General features: G+C 70.9%; 10 protein-coding genes. 9 read left to right on the forward strand and 1 reads right to left on the reverse strand.

Features of this window, described 5'->3' with window-relative positions; genetic code table 11:
- Positions 1–330: 330 nt before the first annotated feature.
- On the reverse strand, positions 331–4,275 hold the full coding sequence (gene eccCa, locus AB0O11_RS31605; RefSeq protein ID WP_363393842.1) for a type VII secretion protein EccCa: 3,945 nt from the start codon (positions 4,273–4,275) through the stop codon (positions 331–333).
- Between the two features lie 360 nt (positions 4,276–4,635).
- On the opposite strand from eccCa, the gene eccD reads away from it, so the two are divergent.
- The 9 genes from eccD to AB0O11_RS31650 all read left to right on the forward strand — a co-directional run bounded on the left by eccD (position 4,636) and on the right by AB0O11_RS31650 (position 15,709).
- On the forward strand, positions 4,636–6,093 hold the full coding sequence (eccD, locus tag AB0O11_RS31610; RefSeq protein ID WP_363393844.1) for a type VII secretion integral membrane protein EccD: 1,458 nt from the start codon (positions 4,636–4,638) through the stop codon (positions 6,091–6,093).
- Positions 6,094–6,340: 247 nt separating this feature from the next.
- Positions 6,341–6,631, forward strand: coding sequence for a 30S ribosomal protein S15 (rpsO, locus tag AB0O11_RS31615; protein WP_209416808.1), 291 nt, complete (start codon positions 6,341–6,343; stop codon positions 6,629–6,631).
- Positions 6,632–7,084: 453 nt separating this feature from the next.
- Positions 7,085–9,292: a polyribonucleotide nucleotidyltransferase gene (locus tag AB0O11_RS31620; protein WP_363393847.1), complete on the forward strand. Its 2,208-nt coding sequence runs from the start codon at positions 7,085–7,087 to the stop codon at positions 9,290–9,292.
- A 67-nt stretch (positions 9,293–9,359) separates the two neighbouring features.
- On the forward strand, positions 9,360–10,766 hold the full coding sequence (locus AB0O11_RS31625) for a pitrilysin family protein (protein ID WP_363393848.1): 1,407 nt from the start codon (positions 9,360–9,362) through the stop codon (positions 10,764–10,766).
- 13 nt (positions 10,767–10,779) lie between these two features.
- Entirely contained in the window at positions 10,780–11,526 is a 747-nt protein-coding gene (gene dapB, locus AB0O11_RS31630) for a 4-hydroxy-tetrahydrodipicolinate reductase (RefSeq protein WP_363393850.1), read from the forward strand.
- Positions 11,527–11,551: 25 nt separating this feature from the next.
- Complete coding sequence (locus AB0O11_RS31635) at positions 11,552–12,010, forward strand: tetratricopeptide repeat protein (protein ID WP_363393852.1); 459 nt, start codon at positions 11,552–11,554, stop codon at positions 12,008–12,010.
- The gene (gene thyX, locus AB0O11_RS31640; protein ID WP_224277436.1) at positions 12,007–12,738 is read left to right on the forward strand and encodes an FAD-dependent thymidylate synthase; all 732 of its coding nucleotides are present in this window, start codon (positions 12,007–12,009) and stop codon (positions 12,736–12,738) included. Before AB0O11_RS31635 ends, thyX begins: the two co-directional genes overlap by 4 nt.
- 215 nt (positions 12,739–12,953) lie before the next feature.
- Entirely contained in the window at positions 12,954–13,853 is a 900-nt protein-coding gene (dapA, locus tag AB0O11_RS31645; RefSeq protein ID WP_363393855.1) for a 4-hydroxy-tetrahydrodipicolinate synthase, read from the forward strand.
- 170 nt (positions 13,854–14,023) lie between these two features.
- A complete protein-coding gene (locus tag AB0O11_RS31650) occupies positions 14,024–15,709 on the forward strand; it encodes a ribonuclease J (protein ID WP_363393857.1) in 1,686 nt (561 codons plus the stop codon).
- The last annotated feature ends 294 nt before the right edge of the window (positions 15,710–16,003 follow it).

The following is a 16,003-nucleotide window of genomic DNA, read 5'->3' on the forward strand; positions in this document are numbered from 1 at the left end:
GCTTCGGAATCCGTTGCGGCGAACGGCATAGACATGCGATCCCATGATCACGTTCGGTCATTGCGGGCTTTGTCCGACTTGTTACCTAAGCCGCATTGCGATTGAATCGAAGGTGAACAAAGGGGGATGGGTGTGATTCAAAGGTTGCACTCCAGGTGGACGGCGACACGCCCAGGTGTCTCCGAAGCGTCCGGCAACTCCCCGGCCGGGTACGGGAACCGCAGCCTCCGCTCCGAAAGAACTAGGTAACGTTTCGGAACCCGGGACGCCGAAGGGGTCGGACTCCGCGAGTCCGACCCCTTCGATCACCGTCCGTGACGACCGGCGCGGCTACGCCACCGGCAGCCAGCCCGTCTGGACCATCTGCCCGCTGGTCACACGGCGGGACACGTAGACCGCTCGGCCCGGCGGCAGCGCCTGCGGCTTGACCGTCCCGAGCAGCGCGCCCTCGTCCCGGTTCCCGGAGAGGATCACGCCCTGGCCGCCGAGCTCGCGCATCCGCTGCAGCACCGGCTCGTACAGCGAGCGGCCGGCGCCGCCCGCGCTGCGGGCCACGATCACCCGCAGGCCGATGTCGCGGGCGAACGGCAGGAACTCGGCCAGCGGAGCCAGCGGGTTGCCCGAGCTCGTCGAGACCAGCTCGTAGTCGTCGACGATCACGAACATGTCCTTGCCGCTGTACCAGCTGCGGTTGCGCAGCTGCTCGGCGGTCACGTCCGGGCCCGGCAGGCGGCGCGAGCAGGCGCCGCGCAACATGTCCACGATGGCCGCCATGGCCGGCTGCGCGGCCGCGTACTCCACCAGGTACTCCGGCGGCACGGTGCCGAGCAGCGCGCGCCGGTAGTCGCCGACCACGATGCCCGCCTGGTCCGGCGTGTAGCGCTCGGTGATCTGCTTGATCAGCATCCGCAGCACCGCCGACTTCCCGGACTCGGTGTCGCCGAAGACGATGAACAGCGGGTCGGTCTCGAAGTTGACGAAGACCGGCGCCAGCTCCGCCTCGTCCACGCCGAAGGCGACGCCGCGCTCCGGGTGCTCGAAGCCCTTCGGCAGCGAGTTGCCGTCCAGAACGGCCGGCAGCATTCGCACCTGCGGGGCGCGCGGGCCGGTCCAGGCTCCGTCCACGGCGCTGACCAGCCCGGCCACGCCGTCCTGGAGGTCGTCCACCGAGGAGGAGCCGTCCAGGCGCGGCAGTCCGGACAGGAAGTGCAGCCGCTCCGGGGTGATGCCGCGCCCGGCCAGCGACGGGACGTTCTGGGCCACCCGGCGGTCGACCTCGGACTCCATCGCGTCACCGAGCTTCAGCTCGGTCCGGTTCTGCAGCAGGTCCTTCAGCGCCGGGCGCACCTCGGCGTACCGGGCCGCCGTGATGACCAGGTGCACGCCGTAGCCGAGGCCGCGCTGGGCGATGTCGCCGATCACCGGCTCCAGGCCCTCGAACTCCTGCTTGAAGGTGTTCCAGCCGTCGATCACCAGGAAGACGTCGCCGAACGCCTCGTCCGGCAGCCGGCCGGCTGCCCGGCGGGCCCGGTAGGTGGCGATGGTGTCGATCCCGGCGACCCGGAAGAGCTCCTCGCGCCGGTTGAGCACCCCGTGCACCTCGGAGACCATCCGGCGCACCTTGTCCACGTCCAGGCGCCCGGCCACCCCGCCGACGTGCGGCAACCCGGCCAGCGACTGGAAGCTGCCCGCACCGAAGTCGAGCAGGTAGAACTGCACCTCCAGCGGGGTGTGGGTGAGGCCGAACGAGGCCACCGTGGTGCGCACCACGGTCGACTTGCCGGAGCGCGGGCCGCCCACGATCAGGCCGTGGCCGGCCGCCCCCGCGTAGTCGACCTCCAGGATGTCCGTCTTCTGCTCGCGCGGCTTGTCCACGATGCCGATCGGCACCCGCAGCCGGCCCGCCGGGTAGCCGGGCGCGGCCAGCCCGCGCTCCGGCACGACCTGGAGCGGCGGCAGCAGGTGGTCCATGCTCGGCGCCTCGTCCAGCGGCGGCAGCCACACCTGGTGCGCGGCTGGGCCCTGGCCGGTCATCCGCTGGACGAACACGTCCAGCACGGTGTCCACCAGCGCGTCGTCCTGCTCCGGGACCTGCGGCGCGACCTCCTCCTCCACCGGGTCCGGCAGGTCCACGAAGGCCGCGGTGAACTCCACCGGGCGCGCGTTGACCCGCCGTCCGCCGGTCGACCGCTGCTGTCCCGGTGCCCGGTACGGCCCCGAGACGTAGGCGGCCTTGAACCGGTCCATCACGTCCTCGCCGAACTTGAGGTAGCCGACGCCCGGTACCGGCGGCAGGTGGTAGGCGTCCGGCACGCCGATCGCCGCCCGGGACTCCGCGGCCGAGAAGGTGCGCAGACCGATCCGGTACGACAGGTAGGTGTCCAGGCCGCGCAGCTTGCCCTCCTCCAGGCGCTGCGAGGCCAGCAGCAGGTGCACGCCCAGCGACCGGCCGATCCGGCCGATCTGGATGAACATCTCGATGAAGTCGGGCTTGGCGGTGAGGAGTTCGGAGAACTCGTCGATGATCAGCACCAGCGAGGGCAGCGGGTCCAGCGCCGCGCCGGCCGCCCGGGCCCGCTCGTACTCGTGGATGTTGGCGTAGTTGCCCGCCGAGCGCAGCAGCTCCTGGCGGCGGTGGAGCTCGCCCTCGATCGCGTCGCGCATGCGGTCGACCAGGGTGAGCTCGCCCTCCAGGTTGGTGATCACCGCGGAGGTGTGCGGCATGTCCGCCATGCCGGAGAAGGTCGCGCCGCCCTTGAAGTCGGCGAGGACGAAGTTCAGGATCTCCGAGGAGTGGGTCATCGCCAGCGCCAGCACCAGCGTGCGCAGCAGCTCCGACTTGCCGGAACCGGTCGCGCCCACGCACAGGCCGTGCGGGCCCATGCCCTCCAGCGCGGCCTCCTTGATGTCCAGGTAGACGTGCTCGCCGTTGGCACCGACGCCGATCGGCACCCGCATCCGCTCGTGCTGGGCGCGCGGGCGCCAGCTGCGGGCCACGTCGAAGGAGCCCGGGTCGCCCGAGCTCATCATGTCGGTGAAGTCGAGGTTGGACAGCAGCGGCTCGTCGTCACCGCCGGCCGAGATCCGGTACGGCGCCAGCTGCCGTGCCAGTGCCTCGGACTGCCACACCGAGAGCAGGTCCGGCTTGCCGGTGTACGTCGCGCCGGAGGCCGAGCGCAGCAGCAGCTCCTCGGCGCCGACCGTCACCATCAGGTGCCCGCTGGGCTCGTCGACCTCGCCCGGCACCACCTCGATGACCGTCACGCCCTGCACGCCCTCCGGGCTCGCCAGCAGCGAGTCGTGCGGCACCCCCGCGCCGTCCATGACGACCACCAGGTGCGGCTGGTCGGCCGGCGGCGCCACGTCCCGTACGAAGCGCTGGCGGCCGGCCAGTTCGTCCTGGAGCAGGTGCTCCAGGTCGCCCAGGTCGCTCGCGAACAGCCGGCGCGAGCCCGCGCCGTCGGCCTCCTTGCGGTGCTGGTTGTGCGGGAGCCACTTGGTCCACTCCCACTCCTCGGCCGCACCGGGCGCGGCCGCGACCGCCACCATCAGGTCGTCCGGCGAATGCAGGGTGGTCAGCTGGGCGATCATCGCGCGCACGTTCCCGTACACCGAGTCCGGGTCCCCGCACACCGTGATGTGGTAGAAGGCCCGCAGCGAGACCGCCAACGGCAGGTCCTGGAGGGTGCCGTGGGCCTTCAGGAAGGAGTGCATCGCGGCCGCCGACAGCGGCTCCAGCTCGTCCATCGGCGCGGTCTGCGGCGCCACCAGTGGCGTGGACAGCTGCACCGGCCCGAGGCCCACCCGGATCTGCGCGAAGTCGCCGTCCCCGGTGCGCCGTTCCCACAGCCGCCGGCCGTCCTCGACGATCGACCAGAGCTGGTCCGGCGCCGGGTTCAGGAACAGCAGCGCGCCGCGCTGGCGCTCCGCCGTGCGGCGCACCTGACGGCGGGTCTGCTGGAGGTACTTCAGGTAGTCGCGCCGCTCGTCCGCCATCGCGGTCGAACCGCCCTTGCGGGCCCGGACGATCTGCGCCAGCACCATGCCGAGCGTCGAGGCGATCATCAGACCGCCCATGATCTTCATCGGGGCCGCGGCCCCCGGCGAGAAGAAGAACACCGCCGAGCCACCCATGCCCAGCATCGGCAGGATGCTCATCAGCCAGTCCTCGCCGCCCTGCCGGGGCAGTTCGGGCGGGCTCACCAGCTCCACCGGCTCGTCCGGCACGGTGGGCGGATACGCCCTGGCCGGTCGCTTGACCGTGATCACACCCATGTGTCATCCACCCCGCGGCGTCGATCGATCACTTCGGCATCAGCCCTCATGCGATTTGCGTACGGTCCGTACGGGAATCCGGTGGCTGAGGACGCCCCACCCAGCGCAGCCCCCGTACCTTTGCGCAGGCGCCGATCCTAACGGTCGCCCCCGCACCGCCCGCCAGGGCCCGATACGCACCGGCACCGGACACGACCCGAACGGGTAGGGTAACGCCGCGCCAACTCGCGGCCCGGCCGGGCCGGTTCCACAGCAACACCGAGCGCCGCCGTGCCTCGGCACCGTCAACAAGGGGGAGCGCCAAGTGCGTCGAAGGATCGAGGTGGGGGCCCTCATGGGCGAGCGCAGCGAGGTGGGCGCATGAGTGCCGCCGCGACCGGCTACTGCCGGGTGACCGTCGTCGCTCCGGACCGCCGGATCGACGTCGCCCTGCCCGAGGACGTCCCGCTCGCGGACGTCTACCCCGAGGTGCTGCGCCTGGCCAACCAGAGCCAGCCCGACGGCACCCCCACCGGTTTCCACCTGGTCCGCCGCGACGGCACGGTGCTCGACAGCGGGCTGCCGCTGGCCGCCCAGCAGGTCCGCGACGGCGACCTGCTGGCGCTGCGCCCCTTCGCCGAGTCGCTCCCGCCGGCCGTCTACGACGACGTCGCCGACGCGATCGCCAGCGCCGTCGAGGCCGACCGCCGGTTCTGGACCGCCGAGCTGATGCGCGGCTTCGGCCTGATCGGCGCCGGGGTGCTGCTCACCCTGCTCGGCTTCGCGCTCTGGTTCTCCGACCTGCGCCACGACATGCACGGCCTGCCCGGCGTCCTGGCCGGCGTCACCGCCGTCGTGCTCACCGCGCTCGCCGGGGTGCGCGCCCGGGTCTACCAGGACGCCCACGCGGCCGTCGCGCTCGGCCTCGGCGCGCTGCCGCACGCCATGATCGGCGGCAGCGGTCTCATCGCCGTCGCCCACCGGGGGGACGGCCCCGGCCGGCTCCAGTTCCTGGCCGGCTGCGTCGCCGTCCTGGTGGTCTCCGTACTACTGGCCGGCCTGCTGCCGGAGAGGGACGCGGTGTTCGTCGCCGCCGCCCTGGTCTCCACCGCCGGTTCGCTCGCCACCTTCGCGGCCGTCCTGCTGCCGGAGACCCCGGCCGGGCACATCGCCGCCGTCACCGGCGTCGCCGCCGTGGCCGTGGTCGGCTTCCTGCCCAGCCTCTCCGCCCGCTTCGCCCGGCTGCCGGTCGGCTTCAGTGCCCCCGGTCAGACCCGCACCCGCAGCCGCGACTACGACGAGGAGGCCGAGCGCGCCGAGGCCGTCCAGTACGAGAAGATCGCGCACCAGGCCCGCCGCGGCCACGAGGTGCTGGTCGGCCTGGTCGGCGGCTGCGCCGCCGTGGTGGTCGGCGCCTGCGCCGTCCTCGGCTTCACCGACGAGACCTTCCCCGAGCTGCTGGCACTCGCCCTGGGCCTGACCACGATGCTGCGCGCCCGGCTGTTCCGCTACACCGCGCAGGTGCTCAGCCTCACCGTGGCCGGCCTGCTCGGTCTGAGCCTGCTGATCGTCGGGCTCTCCCTGCACACCCCGCAGTTCTTCCTGCGGGCGGCCGGTTCCACCACCGAGCTCGACCTGCGCACGATCTGGCTGACCGCCTCCATCGCCTTCGGCGCCGCGCTGCTCACCGCGATCGCCCTGGTGGTGCCACGGCTCGGGGTCTCCCCGTTCTGGGGGCGCATCCTGGACCTGGTGGACAGCCTCACCCTGATCTCGCTCGTCCCGCTGGCGCTCGCCGTCCTGGACATCTACCGCCTGGTCCGCGGCGCCACCGGCTGACCGCCGACCACCGCAGTGCCGCCCGCCCGTCACCCGCCGCCGCCTCCGGGAAGCGCTCCGTGCGGCCCCTCCCGGGCCCGCCGAACGGCCGGGTGGGGCGGCACTGGTACGCTTGGCCTCCGAGCGCAGCCGTGTGTCCGCCGCCCCGCCGTGGGCTGCAGAGTGCCGGCCGTGCTCGCGACACCGAGTTCTCGATGAGTCCTGTGTTGTCGACCAGGACCGCTCGGTAGACCCCGAAGGAGTTGCAGTGGCTCTCGCCTCTGACGTCAAGAAGCAGATCATCGCCGAGTTCGGCCAGAAGGAGGGCGACACCGGCTCCCCCGAGGTCCAGGTGGCCATGCTCTCCCGTCGCATCTCGGACCTGACCGAGCACCTCAAGTCCCACAAGCACGACCACCACTCCCGTCGTGGCCTGCTGATCCTGGTCGGCCAGCGTCGCCGCCTGCTCCAGTACCTGGCCAAGAAGGACATCGAGCGCTTCCGTACGCTCGTCGACCGCCTGGGCATCCGCCGCGGTGCCGCCGGCGGCGCCCGCTGAGAACGCCGCTCGGGGCGGCTCCCCACACCGGGGAGCCGCCCCTCGCGCGTATGCCGCGGCTCTTGAACCGCGGCGCCCGGAGATAACAACTCGCGCGCACCTCCCCAGGTGGCCGAGGATTGCACCGTAGGGTTGTGGGCATGCCGGGTGATGGCGCACCAGCGCGCCACCCGGGCAGAAGGACCCGAACCCCCGCGGGACGAAGGCTTCAAACGGAAGCCGCCCGCATCCGAGAGAGCGTCCAGACGCGGACCGCCCTTCCCGGCCCGGCAGCCGTGAGGCGCCGGTCCTCGGTAGTGGCCGTCGGAGCCCCCGCAGACCGAGCGGGGCACTCCGGAGGCTTCGATCGAAGACCGGCCCGACTGCCGCCCTCCCTGACGAGGGCCCAGGGCCCACCGCAGGCAGTGCGCGGGGACGCTCTCCCGGAGACGTACGAAAGAGGAGATCTTCCAGGTGGAAGAGAACGTGTTCTACGCCGAGGCCGTGATCGACAACGGTTCCTTCGGCACCCGTACCATCCGCTTCGAGACCGGCCGTCTGGCCCGTCAGGCCGCCGGCTCCGCCGTGGCCTACCTGGACGACGACACCATGGTGCTGTCGGCCACCAGCGCGTCCAAGCAGCCGAAGGAGCACTTCGACTTCTTCCCGCTGACGGTGGACGTCGAGGAGCGGATGTACGCCGCGGGCCGCATCCCCGGCTCGTTCTTCCGTCGCGAGGGCCGGCCCTCCGAGGACGCGATCCTCACCTGCCGCCTGATCGACCGCCCGCTGCGCCCGTCCTTCGTCAAGGGCCTGCGCAACGAGGTCCAGGTCGTCGTCACCGTGATGGCGCTCAACCCCGACCACCTGTACGACGTGGTCGCCATCAACGCCGCCTCCGCCTCCACCCAGCTGGCGGGCCTGCCGTTCTCCGGCCCGATCGGCGGCGTTCGCGTCGCGCTGATCAACGGCCAGTGGGTCGCCTTCCCGACCCACAGCGAGCTGGAGTCGGCCGTCTTCGACATGGTCGTCGCCGGTCGCGTCCTGCCGGACGGCGACGTCGCGATCATGATGGTCGAGGCCGAGGCCACCGACAAGACCATCAAGCTGGTCGAGGGCGGCGCCGACGCGCCGACCGAGGAGATCGTCGCCTCCGGCCTGGAGGCCGCGAAGCCGTTCATCAAGGTCCTGTGCGCCGCGCAGTCGCAGCTGGCCGCCCAGGCCGCCAAGCCGACCGGCGAGTTCCCGGTCTTCCTGGACTACCAGGACGACGTCCTCGCCGCGCTGACCGCCGCCGTCAAGGACGAGCTCGCCCAGGCCCTGACCATCCCGGGCAAGCAGGAGCGCAACAACGAGCTGGACCGCGTCAAGGCGCTGGCCGCCGAGAAGCTGCTGCCCGAGTTCGAGGGCCGCGAGAAGGAGGTCAGCGCCGCCTACAACGCGCTGACCAAGAAGATCGTCCGCGAGCGCGTCATCAAGGACAAGGTCCGCATCGACGGCCGCGGCGTCACCGACATCCGCACCCTGGCCGCCGAGGTCGAGGCCATCCCGCGGGTGCACGGCTCGGCCCTGTTCGAGCGCGGCGAGACCCAGATCCTGGGTGTCACCACGCTGAACATGCTGCGCATGGAGCAGCAGCTGGACACGCTCTCCCCGGAGACGCGCCGCCGCTACATGCACAACTACAACTTCCCGCCGTACTCCGTCGGTGAGACCGGCCGGGTGGGCTCCCCCAAGCGCCGCGAGATCGGCCACGGTGCGCTGGCCGAGCGCGCCCTGCTGCCGGTGCTGCCGACCCGCGAGGAGTTCCCGTACGCCATCCGCCAGGTCTCCGAGGCGCTCGGCTCCAACGGCTCCACCTCGATGGGCTCGGTCTGCGCCTCGACCATGTCGCTGCTGAACGCCGGTGTGCCGCTGAAGGCCGCCGTCGCCGGCATCGCCATGGGCCTGATCTCCCAGGAGATCGACGGTGAGACCCACTACGTCACGCTGACCGACATCCTCGGCGCCGAGGACGCGTACGGCGACATGGACTTCAAGGTCGCCGGTACCCGCAACTTCATCACCGCCCTCCAGCTGGACACCAAGCTGAACGGCATCCCGGCGTCGGTGCTCGCCGCCGCGCTGAAGCAGGCCAAGGACGCCCGCCTGCACATCCTCGACGTGATGAACGAGGCCATCGACTCGCCCGACGAGATGTCCCCGAACGCGCCGCGCATCATCACCATCAAGATCCCGGTGGACAAGATCGGTGAGGTCATCGGCCCCAAGGGCAAGATGATCAACCAGATCCAGGAGGACACCGGCGCCGAGATCACGATCGAGGACGACGGCACCATCTACATCGGTGCCGCCGACGGCCCGGCCGCCGAGGCCGCCCGCACCACGATCAACCAGATCGCCAACCCGACCATGCCGGAGGTCGGCGAGCGCTACCTGGGCACCGTGGTCAAGACCACGACGTTCGGCGCGTTCGTGTCGCTGATGCCGGGCAAGGACGGTCTGCTGCACATCTCGCAGATCCGCAAGCTGGCCGGCGGCAAGCGCGTGGAGAACGTCGAGGACGTCCTCGGCGTCGGCGCCAAGGTCCAGGTCGAGATCGCCGAGATCGACCCGCGCGGCAAGCTCTCCCTGATCCCGGTCATCGAGGGCGAGGAGGGCGGCGAGGCCGCTTCCGAGTGAAGCGCCGCTAGCTGACCCCGCGGCCCGTACGCCTCACACGGCGTGCGGGCCGCACCCAGTTGTCCACATGCTTACGTCCGTACGTGCCTTCCCACGTGCGTTTCCCCTGGAGGTACCCCCCGTGGCGCAGGCCCCGGCGGTAAAGCAGCGCCCCGGCACCACCCGGACCCTGCTCAAGGGCGTCGACGGCGCCGGCACGGTGCGCCGCACCGTCCTCCCCGGCGGCCTTCGGGTCGTCACCGAGACCCTGCCGACGGTGCGCTCCGCGACCTTCGGCATCTGGGTCGGCGTCGGCTCGCGGGACGAGACCCCGCAGCTCAACGGCGCCACCCACTACCTGGAGCACCTGCTCTTCAAGGGCACCGAGCGGCGCAGCGCGCTGGACATCTCGGCCGCCCTGGACGCGGTCGGCGGCGAGATGAACGCCTTCACCGCGAAGGAGAACACCTGCTACTACGCCCGGGTCCTGGACACCGACCTGCCGCTGGCCATCGACGTGGTCTGCGACATGCTCACCGGCTCGCTGATCCGCACCGAGGACGTGGAGGCCGAGCGCGGCGTCATCCTGGAGGAGATGGCGATGGCCGAGGACGACCCGGGCGACGTGGTGCACGACCTGTTCGCCAAGGTGATCTTCGGCAGCGGCCCGCTCGGCCGCCCGATCCTCGGCACCCAGGAGACCATCAGGACGCTCACCCGGGACCAGATCGCCGGCTTCTACCGCCGGCGCTACCGGCCCGAGCAGCTGGTCGTCGCCGCGGCCGGCAACCTCGACCACCGCAAGGTGGTCAAGCAGGTCGAGCAGGCCTTCGCGCCGGTGCTGGAGGCCTCCACCGCGGCGCCCGCCGAGGCCCGCCGCGGGGTCAGGTCACTGCGTACGGCCGGCAAGGTCGAGGTGCTCAACCGTTCCACGGAGCAGGCCCACCTGGTGCTGGGCGTGCCCGGGGTGCCGCGGCACGACGAGCGCCGCTGGGCGATGGGCGTGCTGAACGCGGCCCTCGGCGGCGGGATGAGCTCCCGGCTCTTCCAGGAGGTCCGCGAGAAGCGGGGCCTGGCGTACTCGGTCTACTCGTACTCCTCGTCCTACGCGGACAGCGGGCTGTTCGGCATCTACGCCGGCTGCCAGCCCAAGCGGGTCGAGGAGGTGCTGCGGATCTGCCGGGCCGAGCTGGCCAAGGTGGTCGAGGAGGGCATCACCGAGGAGGAGCTGCAGCGCGCGATCGGCCAGATCTCCGGCTCCACCGTGCTCGGCATGGAGGACACCGGCTCGCTGATGAACCGGATCGGCAAGGCCGAACTCAGCTACGGGCACCACCTGTCGGTGGACGACATGCTGGAGCGGATCGCCGCGGTGACCCTGGAGGACGTCCACGAGGTGGCGCGTGATGTGCTGGGCGCGTACCGGCCGTCGCTCGCCCTGATCGGCCCGGTCAACGACAAGCGGGCCGCCAAGCTCGCCGATCTGCTGGTGTGAGAGGACATTCGCTATGACGCTGCGTGTCGCCGTGATCGGCGCCAAGGGACGGATCGGCTCCGAGGCGGTCAAGGCGGTGGAGGCCGCACCGGACATGGAGCTGGTCGCCGCCCTCGGCCGCGGGTCGAAGCTGGAGGAGCTGACCGAGGCGGGCGCCCAGGTGGCCGTCGAGCTGACCCACCCCGACGCGGTGATGGGCAACCTCGACTACTGCGTCCGCAACGGCATCCACGTGGTCACCGGCACCACCGGCTGGACGGACGAGCGGCTCGCCACCGTCCGCAGCAGGCTGGCCGAGGCCCCGGAGCTCGGCCTGCTGATCGCGCCGAACTTCTCCATCGGCGCCATCCTGGGCATGAAGTTCTCCCAGATCGCCGCCCGGTACTTCGAGTCGGTCGAGGTGGTCGAGCTGCACCACGACCGCAAGGCCGACGCCCCCAGCGGCACCGCCACCCGCACCGCCCAGCTGATCGCGGCCGCCCGGGCCGAGGCCGGCCGGCCGCCGCAGCAGGACCCGACCACCCACAGCCTGCCCGGCGCGCGCGGTGCCGACGTGGACGGGGTGCCGGTGCACGCGGTGCGGCTGCGCGGCCTGCTCGCCCACCAGCAGGTGATGTTCGGCGACACCGGCGAGACGCTCACCATCCGGCACGACTCGCTGCACCACAGCAGCTTCATGCCGGGCATCCTGCTGGGCGTGCGCAAGGTCGTCGAGACCCCGGGGCTGACCTTCGGCCTCGAACACTTCCTGGACCTGTGACCGTGTTGATTTCCAGGAGTGCGTCATGACCTCTCGCACCGGCTTCTTCGTCCTGTCCGGCGTGCTGCTGCTGGTCGCCCTGGTCTGCGTGGGCGAGGGCGTCCAGCTGGTCGCGACCGGCAAGCCGCTCGGCATCGGCATCGGGATCTGCGCCTTCGTGATCCCGGTGATCGGCGTCTGGTTCCTGCGCCAGACCGTCCGCTTCGGCCGGGACAGCGAGCGGCTGGCCCGTGAGCTGGATGCCGAGGGCGGCCTCCCGGTGGACGAGCTGAAGCGCAGCAAGGGCGGGCGGATCGACCGGGCCTCGGCCGACGCCGTGTTCGCCCGCCGCCAGGCCGAGGCACAGGCCGCGCCGGGCGACTGGCGGGTCTGGTTCCGCCTCGCCGTGGCCTACGCCGACGCCGGCGACACCCCGCGCGCCCGCAAGACCATGCAGCACGCCATCAAGCTGCACAGCACCGAACCCGCAAGGAGTAACGCGTGAGCGACGAACCGACGGCCCCCAGCTTCCGCAGCGACGTGACGGTGGAGCTGGTCCGCAGCGCCGCCGCCGATTCGGACGTCATCTGGGCGGCCCGGGTCTCGACCGCGGGCGAGCAGTCCCTCGAAGCCCTCCAGCAGGACCCGGAGAAGTCCAAGGGCCTGATCAACTTCCTGATGCGCGACCGGCACGGCACGCCCTTCGAGCACAACTCGATGACCTTCTTCATCAGCGCGCCGATCTTCGTGTTCCGGGAGTTCCACCGGCACCGCAGCGGCTGGTCGTACAACGAGGAGTCCGGCCGCTACCGCGAGCTCCAGCCGGTCTTCTACGTGCCGGGCGAGGAGCGCAAGCTGGTCCAGCAGGGCCGCCCCGGCAAGTACGAGTTCCACGAGGGCACGCCCGAGCAGCACAGGACCACCACGGAGGCGATGGAGGCCGCGTACCGCGAGTCCTACGCCCGCTACCAGGAGATGCTGGCCGCCGGGGTGGCCCGGGAGGTGGCCCGCGCGGTGCTGCCGGTGGGCCTGTTCTCCTCGATGTACGCGACCTGCAACTCGCGCTCGCTGATGCACTTCCTGTCGCTGCGCACCCGGCGGGAGAACTCGGCGGTGCCGTCCTTCCCGCAGCGCGAGATCGAGATGGTCGCCGAGCAGATGGAGGAGCAGTGGGCCCAGCTCATGCCGCTCACCCATGCGGCTTTCGAGAAGCACGGCCGAGTCGCCCCCTGACCTGGGACGACAGGCATATGGGCAGAGTGTCTGGCATGTCTGGATTGCGGCTTTTCTAGCCGCTCCCTACATTCGTGAACACGGATTCCGGTGCTGTCCGAACCCCCGAGCGGACAGCACCGGAATCCCATGTCCGCGCCACCGACGCGCCACACCTGTCCGAACACCGGACCGGCATGGGGAACGCCCCACCGCCTACGAGTAGCTTTGGACGCATGGCTCCGATCTCCACCCCCCAGACGCCGTTCGGCCGGGTCCTGACCGCCATGGTCACCCCGTTCACCGCCGACGGCGGACTCGACCTCGACGGCGCCCAGCGCCTCGCCACGCACCTCGTGGACTCAGGTAACGACGGCCTCGTCGTCAACGGCACCACCGGTGAGTCCCCGACCACCACCGACGCCGAGAAGGCCCAGCTGGTCCGCGCCGTGGTCGAGGCGGTCGGGGACCGCGCCCACGTGGTGGCCGGCGTCGGCACCAACGACACCCACCACAGCATCGAGCTGGCCCGGCAGGCGGAGGCGGCCGGAGCACACGGCCTGCTGGTCGTCACGCCGTACTACAGCAAGCCCCCGCAGGAGGGCCTGTACCGGCACAACGTCGCCGTCGCCGACGCGACCGGGCTGCCGGTCATGCTGTACGACATCCCGGGCCGCAGCGGGGTCGCGCTGAGCCACGAGACGCTGGTCCGCCTCGGCCAGCACCCGCGGATCGTCGCCAACAAGGACGCCAAGGGGGACCTGGGCGCCGCGGCCTGGGCGATCGCCCGCGCCGACCTCGCCTGGTACTCCGGTGACGACATCCTCAACCTGCCACTGCTGTCCGTCGGAGCCGTCGGCGTGGTCAGTGTCGTCGGACACGTGGTGGCCGGGGAGCTGCGGGCGATGATCGAGGCCTTCCTGGCGGGTGACGTGGTCAAGGCCACGAGCGTCCACCAGCGCCTGCTGCCGGTGTTCAGCGGTATGTTCCGCACCCAGGGCGTGATCCTCACCAAGGCCGCACTGGAGCTCCAGGGCCTGCCGGCCGGCCCGCTGCGCCTGCCGCTGGTCGGCGCGACGCCCGAGGAGGTCGCGCGATTGAAGCAGGATCTCGCCGCCGGCGGGGTACACCTTTAGCAGACACGGACGTGCGCGCCCCGGCTCGCCGGACCTCCCCGGGTCCGCCGCTGGACCGGACTGAAGGCGCGAGAGCACAGACCCAGTAGGAAAACGACACTGAGTACGCACGCCATATGTCTTCAGGGGGAGGACCCCGGGCATATGGCGTGCGTCGTGAGGAGAGTCTTTTGAGCCACCCGCACCCCGAGCTCGGCGCACCCCCGGCCCTGAAGGAGGGCGCCCTCCGCATCACTCCGCTCGGCGGCCTCGGCGAGATCGGCCGCAACATGACGGTCCTCGAGTACGGGGACCGCATCCTGATCGTCGACTGCGGCGTCCTCTTCCCCGAGGACGAGCAGCCCGGCGTGGACCTGATCCTCCCGGACTTCAGCTACATCCGGGACCGCCTCGACAAGGTCGACGGCATCGTCCTCACCCACGGGCACGAGGACCACATCGGCGCCGTCCCCTTCCTCCTGCGGGAGAACCCGGACATCCCGCTGATCGGCTCCAAGCTGACCCTGGCGCTGATCGAGGCCAAGCTCGCCGAGCACCGCATCCGGCCGTACGTGCTGGAGGTCAAGGAGGGCGAGCGCGAGCGCATCGGCCCCTTCGACTGCGAGTTCATCGCGGTCAACCACTCCATCCCGGACGCCCTGGCCGTGGCGGTCCGCACCCCCGCCGGCATGGTCGTGGCCACCGGCGACTTCAAGATGGACCAGCTGCCGCTGGACGGCCGCCTGACCGACCTGCCGACCTTCGCCAAGCTGGCGGAGGAGGGCATGGACCTGCTGCTGGTGGACTCCACCAACGCCGAGGTCCCCGGCTTCATCCCGCACGAGCGGGACATCTCGGCGGCGCTGCGGAACGTCTTCGCGAACGCCGAGAAGCGCATCATCGTGGCCTCCTTCGCGAGCCACGTGCACCGCATCCAGCAGGTGCTGGACGCCGCCCACGAGTACAAGCGCAAGGTCGCCTTCGTCGGCCGCTCGATGGTCCGCAACATGGGCATCGCCCGGGACCTCGGCTACCTGAAGGTCCCCGGCAACATGATCGTGGACGTCAAGCAGCTGGACGACCTGCCGGACAAGGAGGTCGTGCTGATCTGCACCGGTTCGCAGGGCGAGCCGATGGCGGCGCTGTCCCGGATGGCCAACCGCGACCACCAGATCCGCATCGTCCAGGGCGACACCGTCGTCCTGGCCTCCTCGCTCATCCCGGGCAACGAGAACGCCGTCTACCGGGTGATCAACGGCCTGACCCGCTGGGGTGCCAAGGTCGTACACAAGGGCAACGCCAAGGTGCACGTCTCCGGCCACGCCTCGGCCGGCGAGCTGCTCTACTTCTTCAACATCTGCAAGCCGCGCAACCTGATGCCGGTCCACGGCGAGTGGCGCCACCTGCGCGCGGCCGCCGAGCTGGGCATTGCCACCGGGGTGCCGCGCAACCGCGTGGTCATCGCCGAGGACGGCGTCTGCGTCGACCTGGAGGGCGGCGTCGCCCGGATCGTCGGCAAGGTGCAGGCCGGGTACGTCTACGTGGACGGCTCCTCGGTCGGCGACATCAGCGAGGCCTCGCTCAAGGACCGCAAGATCCTCGGCGAGGAGGGCTTCATCTCGGTGTTCGTCGCGGTCGACTCGACCAACGGCAAGATCGTCGGCGGCCCGACCATTCAGGCCCGCGGCTCCGGCATCGACGACAACGCGTTCGCCCCGGTGGTCGCCAAGCTCCAGGAAGCGCTGGACCGCTCGGCGAGCGACGGCGTGCTGGAGCCCCGCCAGGTGCAGCAGCTGGTCCGTCGGACCATCGGCAAGTGGGTCGCGGACAACTACCGCCGTCGGCCGATGATCCTGCCGGTCGTGGTCGAGGTCTGACGCTCGCTCAACACCGGCTGAGGCCGGTTTGACGTGGGGCGACCCGGTGCGTAATGTTCTCCGGGTTGCCCCACGGGACGGCCCCTCGGAAACGGGCTCGAATCTGAATTCGAGAACGACCGGGGAAAACGGACCGAAGAACTCTGATAGAGTCCGGGAGCGCCGAAAGGCAAAAGCGGGTCGGATGAATGAAACTCCGGAAAACGGAGCGGAAAACATCTGATAAGCTGGAAACACGAAAGAACGAAGCCCGGAGGGTCCGCTGGAAGGCGGTCCGAAGGAAGCGTCCGTTCC

This window comes from Kitasatospora sp. NPDC093102 (genome assembly GCF_040683915.1).
Taxonomy (GTDB): domain Bacteria; phylum Actinomycetota; class Actinomycetes; order Streptomycetales; family Streptomycetaceae; genus Kitasatospora.

Bases quoted from the DNA above. Each gene is read 5' to 3' on its own strand.
- AB0O11_RS31635 (WP_363393852.1), top strand. From the start codon at position 11,552: ATGACCTCTCGCACCGGCTTCTTCGTCCTGTCCGGCGTGCTGCTGCTG.
- dapA (WP_363393855.1), top strand. From the start codon at position 12,954: ATGGCTCCGATCTCCACCCCCCAGACGCCGTTCGGCCGGGTCCTGACC.
- eccCa (WP_363393842.1), bottom strand. From the start codon at position 4,275: ATGGGTGTGATCACGGTCAAGCGACCGGCCAGGGCGTATCCGCCCACC.
- eccD (WP_363393844.1), top strand. From the start codon at position 4,636: ATGAGTGCCGCCGCGACCGGCTACTGCCGGGTGACCGTCGTCGCTCCG.
- AB0O11_RS31625 (WP_363393848.1), top strand. From the start codon at position 9,360: ATGCTTACGTCCGTACGTGCCTTCCCACGTGCGTTTCCCCTGGAGGTA.
- dapB (WP_363393850.1), top strand. From the start codon at position 10,780: ATGACGCTGCGTGTCGCCGTGATCGGCGCCAAGGGACGGATCGGCTCC.